The following is a 4,758-nucleotide window of genomic DNA, read 5'->3' on the forward strand; positions in this document are numbered from 1 at the left end:
ACCAGCGGCCCGATCTTCGCCAGCACCTCGGCATGGTAGCGGTCAAGCCACGCCCGCTCGCCGGGGGAAAGCATCGCCGCCACGATCAGGCGGCGGTCGAAGGGCACGAAGGTCAGCGTCTCAAAGCTCAGCTGCGGGCGCTGGTCGCCCATCACGGGCGCCTCCTGCACCACGATCAGGTTTTCCAGCCGGATGCCGAAGGCGCCGGGGCGGTAGTAGCCGGGCTCGTTGGACAGGATCATGCCCGGTTGCAGCGGCACCTCTGACAGGCGCGAGATGCGCTGCGGGCCCTCATGCACCGAGAGGAAGGCGCCCACGCCATGCCCGGTGCCATGGTCGTAATCCTGCCCCGCGAGCCAGAGCGGCGCCCGCGCCAGCGCATCCAGATCGCGCCCCGCCACGCCTTTGGGAAAGCGCGCCCGGCTCAGCGCGATCATGCCTTGCAGCACGCGGGTATAGCAGGCGCTTTCCTCCGGCCCCGCCCCCCCGATGGCGAGGGTGCGGGTGATGTCGGTGGTGCCGTCCTGATACTGTCCGCCGCTATCGACCAGCAGCAATTCGCCGGATGTGACGGGCCGGTCGGTCTCTTCGGTCACCCGGTAATGGATGATGGCGCCATTCGGCCCGGCGCCGCAGATCGTGTCAAAGCTGATGTCATGCAAGGCATTGGTATCGCGGCGGAACCCCTCCAGCGCCTTCACCACCGCACGCTCGGTCAGGCCCTCGGGCGCGGTGTCGAGCCAATGCAGAAAGCGCACCATGGCCGCGCCGTCGCGCAGATGGGCGTTGCGGGTGGCGGCGATCTCGGCGCCGGTCTTGCAGGCCTTGGGCAGTTTGCAGGGGTCATCGCCCCAGACCAGTGCCACGCCCGCCTCCTCCAGTTCCTGCGCCACGGCGAGCGGGGCGCTGCCCCGGTCCACCCGCACCGGCCCTTGCAACGAATGCAGCGCGGGCACGAAGGCCGAGGCCGGGCGCAGGGTCACATGCTCGCCCAGATGGGCGCGGGTCTCGGCGTCGAATTTGGCGGCTTCGGCGTAAAGCGTCACGCGGGCATCGTCATGCAGGATGGCAAAGCCATGCAGCACCGGGTTGCGCGGCACATCGGCGCCCCGGATGTTCAACAGCCAGCACAGCGAATCCGGCAGGGTGATCACCGCCGCGCGCTGGCCCTGCTGGCGCAGGGTTTCCGCCAGACGGGCGCGTTTTTCGGCGCTGGAGGCCCCGGCGAGGGTCTCCGGATGCGGGAAGGCGCGGCCCATCGGCGGGCCGGGCTGATCGGGCCAGATGGCATCGACCATATTGGTCACCGGGCGCAGGCTGACGCCCGCCGCCTCCAGCTTGCCGATCTCTTCGGCGCTATGCAGCCAGGGGTCGAACCCCACGTCGCCCGAGGGCAAATGCGCCTTGATCCATGGCCCCGGCAAGGTTTCGGGCCAAGGCACCGGGGTGAAGGCGGTGAGGTCGACCTGATCGTGCACTTGCAGCCGGTAGCGGCCATCAATGAACACGCCCGCCACATCCGCCAGCACCACCGCAAAGCCCGCCGAGCCGGTAAAGCCGGTCAGCCAGGCCAGCCGCTCGTCGCGCGGGGCGACATATTCGCCCTGATGCGCATCGGCGCGCGGCACCAGAAACCCCGCCAGCCCCTCGTCCGCCAGCCGCTGACGCAAGGCGGCAAGCCGCGGCGGGCCAAGATCGGGGCGGGCGGTGGTGGTGAAGGTCTGGAACATCATGGCCTTTCAGAGCGGTTTGCCCAAGCTTACCCAAAGTTTGATCGCCTCAAGTCGCTCAAATGTCGGATAGGCGCGAATATCGTCTTCGGAATAGCCCTGAGCCAGCTTCCGTTCATAGTCCCATTCCTGAAAGGTGACATAGTCGCCAATCATGCGCTGCGGGCCTGCGGCATCGACGCCGGTCTGGTGGCGCAGCCAGTTCCGAACCTTGGTCATTGCCTTGTCATACTGCCCGCCATGGGTTTCGATGTCGCAGCCTGAAATGTCGGACAGTGCAGCCTGAAACCGATAGGGTTTCTCCTCAAGGATCAGAATGCGTTTGGCGGTGGCCTCGCCGCCCGCAAACTGGCGACAGCCCCAGTCGATGCCCAGTTCAAAAGGCATGTTCAGGCGGAACATCTCACCTTTGCGGCGGGCCTGACAGCGGCTCAGATCATGGATGGAATATTTGCTGATCTCGATCAGCTCGCGGATCTTGTCGAGCCGGGTTTCACCGGATTCGCTGCGTTCTGTCGCCAAACGCGGCTCAAACCCCATGGTGATCACGCAAAACAGGATCGCCTGCAGCAAGGGGGCGAAGTCATCATCGAAAGGGCAGTTGATGAAAACATTGGTCTCGAACGGCAAGATTACCCTTTCGGCGGTGAGGGATCAGTGCCGTAGGAATCACGCTCGCGGATGCGGCCATCGCGCCCGTGGATGTAAAGTTCGGTCCCTTGCTGGCGCGCACGGCTGCGTGCCACGTCAACGGCTTCGCGCTGCGTTTCGTAGGTGCCAGAGGCGCGCGACGCACCGGCGCTGCGCACGCTCCACCCATTGCCATTCGGGACGACGTGTTGACCTTTCTTGGACATGGCCCTCTCCATCACCCCTTTGAATATAGCCGGGAAGGGCGGGAATCCAAGATCAATCTGCCGACAAGCCTTGGCTTACCCGGCCTTTTTCATCAGCCCGCGCGCGCGTTTGCGAGGGTCGCTTTCAAACAGGCTGGCAAGCTGTTCGGTCATGGCGCCCGCCAGTTGCTCCACATCGGTGATGGTGACAGCGCGTTGGTAATAGCGGGTCACGTCATGGCCGATGCCGATGGCGATCAGCTCCACCGCCTTGCGGCGCTCGACCATGGCGATCACGTCGCGCAGGTGTTTTTCCAGGAAATTCGCGGGGTTGACGCTCAGCGTGCTGTCATCGACCGGCGCCCCGTCCGAGATCACCATGAGGATCTTGCGCGCCTCCTTGCGGGCCATCATGCGGCGATGCGCCCATTCCAGCGCCTCGCCGTCGATGTTTTCCTTCAACAGACCCTCTTTCATCATCAGGCCCAGATTGGGCCGCGCGCGGCGCCAGGGCGCGTCGGCACCCTTGTAGATGATGTGGCGCAGGTCATTCAGCCGCCCCGGCTGCTGCTGCCGCCCCGTGGCCAGCCAGCGCTCGCGGCTTTGGCCGCCCTTCCAGGCGCGGGTGGTGAAGCCCAGGATCTCCACCTTGACGCTGCACCGCTCCAGCGTGCGGGCCAACACATCGGCGCAGATCGCGGCGATGCTGATCGGCCGCCCGCGCATCGAGCCGGAATTGTCCAGCAGGAGTGTCACGCAGGTGTCGCGGAACTCGGTGTCCTTCTCCTGCTTGAACGACAGCGGCGTGGTGGGGTTGGCGACCACGCGGGCCAGACGCCCGGCATCCAGCGTGCCTTCCTCCAGATCGAACAGCCAGCTGCGGTTCTGCTGCGCTTGCAGGCGGCGCTGCAACTTGTTGGCGAGGCGCGAGACGGCGCCTTTCAGCGGCTCCAGCTGCTGATCGAGATAGGCGCGCAGCCGCTCCAGCTCGGCCGGTTCGGCCAAGTCTTCGGCGCGGATTTCCTCGTCGAAATCCGTGGTATAGACGGTGTAATTCGGGTCGGCATCGGAATAGGGCGCTGGTGCCGGCGGCTCCAGCGGGGCCTCGCCCTCGGGCAGCTCGGCCTCCTCGGACTGATCCTGATCGGCATCTTCCTGCATCGAGACCTGAGCCTGGCTCTGATCCTGCTGCTGCTCCTGGCTGCGCTCGGGGTCGGCCTCGGCCTCCTCCTCCTGATCGGATTGATCCTCACCGGTGCTGTCGGGGTTTTCCTGCTCTTCGGCCTGATCCTCGGCGTTCTGATCCTCGGCATCGGCATCCGGGTCATCGCCCAGCTGATCGCCATAGCCCAGATCGGCAATCACCTTGCGCGCCAGACGGGCGAAGGCGGCCTGATCGGCCAGCGTGTCCTCCAGCGCGCCAAGCGCGCCTGCGGCCTGCTGCTCGATAAAGCCGCGCCACAGGTTCATGACATTCTCGGCAGCCTTGGGCAGCGGCTGGCCGGTGGCGAGATGGCGCACCAGATAGCCCGCCGCCACCGGAAGCGGTGCGTCAGAGGCTTGCGTGATCTGGCCATAGCCCTTGCGCTCGGCCTCGGCGCCCAGCTTGTGCGCGATGTTCACGGCGGTGCCGGGCATGGCGCGGGCACCAAGCGCCTCGGCGCGGGCGGTCTCCATCGCGTCATAGATCTCGCGGGCAAGGCCGCCGGGCGGAGCATATTTTGCAGCCACGCCCTCGTCATGGTGGCGGCGGCGCAGCGCGAAGGCATCGGCGGTGCCGCGCGCCATCATCACCTCGTCGCGCGTCATGCGACGGCTGACCTGCGGCAGGCGCACGCCCTCGGCGGTCATCCCCGCCGGATCGACCGAATAGGTCACCGTCATCTCGGCATCATCGGCCATGGTCTTGGTGGCCTCGGCCAGGGCCTTCTTGAACGGATCGGCGGGGTTATCGGTGGGTTTGCTCATGTCGCGCGAGGGCTCCGGGTCTGGTGTTGCCCTAAAGACGGGGGGCTGTCTGCCCCCCGCACCCCCCGAAGATATTTTTGAACAGAAAATGAGCCTGGCAACGCCCTTGCCATTTTCTGTTCAAAAATATCCTCAGGGGGGTGCGGCCGCCGGCCGAGGGGGGCGCGAGCGCCCCCCTGCGACGGGTCACTTCATCGCCATCGAGGCGGCGCTTTCGGGCAGTG

The 4,758-nt window shown here is 66.1% G+C and carries 4 protein-coding genes; all 4 read right to left on the reverse strand.

The features are described 5' to 3' along the window. The coding region (locus JNN06_RS06645) for an aminopeptidase P family protein (RefSeq protein ID WP_291238809.1) at positions 1 to 1,730 on the reverse strand (1,730 nt) is incomplete at its 3' end. Positions 1,731 to 1,739: 9 nt separating this feature from the next. Further along, positions 1,740 to 2,303, reverse strand: a complete 564-nt coding sequence (locus tag JNN06_RS06650) for a hypothetical protein (protein WP_291238810.1) — start codon at positions 2,301 to 2,303, stop codon at positions 1,740 to 1,742. 59 nt (positions 2,304 to 2,362) lie between these two features. Continuing rightward, positions 2,363 to 2,587 (reverse strand): DUF2188 domain-containing protein, encoded by a 225-nt coding sequence (locus JNN06_RS06655; protein WP_291238811.1) that lies wholly within the window; start codon positions 2,585 to 2,587, stop codon positions 2,363 to 2,365. 75 nt (positions 2,588 to 2,662) lie between these two features. After that, complete coding sequence (gene cobT / locus JNN06_RS06660) at positions 2,663 to 4,534, reverse strand: cobaltochelatase subunit CobT (RefSeq protein WP_291238812.1); 1,872 nt, start codon at positions 4,532 to 4,534, stop codon at positions 2,663 to 2,665. Positions 4,535 to 4,758: the final 224 nt, after the last annotated feature.

It is taken from the genome of Gemmobacter sp., from assembly GCF_016792925.1.
In the GTDB taxonomy this organism is placed as follows: domain Bacteria; phylum Pseudomonadota; class Alphaproteobacteria; order Rhodobacterales; family Rhodobacteraceae; genus Gemmobacter.

Bases quoted from the DNA above. Each gene is read 5' to 3' on its own strand.
- JNN06_RS06655 (WP_291238811.1), bottom strand. From the start codon at position 2,587: ATGTCCAAGAAAGGTCAACACGTCGTCCCGAATGGCAATGGGTGGAGC.
- cobT (WP_291238812.1), bottom strand. From the start codon at position 4,534: ATGAGCAAACCCACCGATAACCCCGCCGATCCGTTCAAGAAGGCCCTG.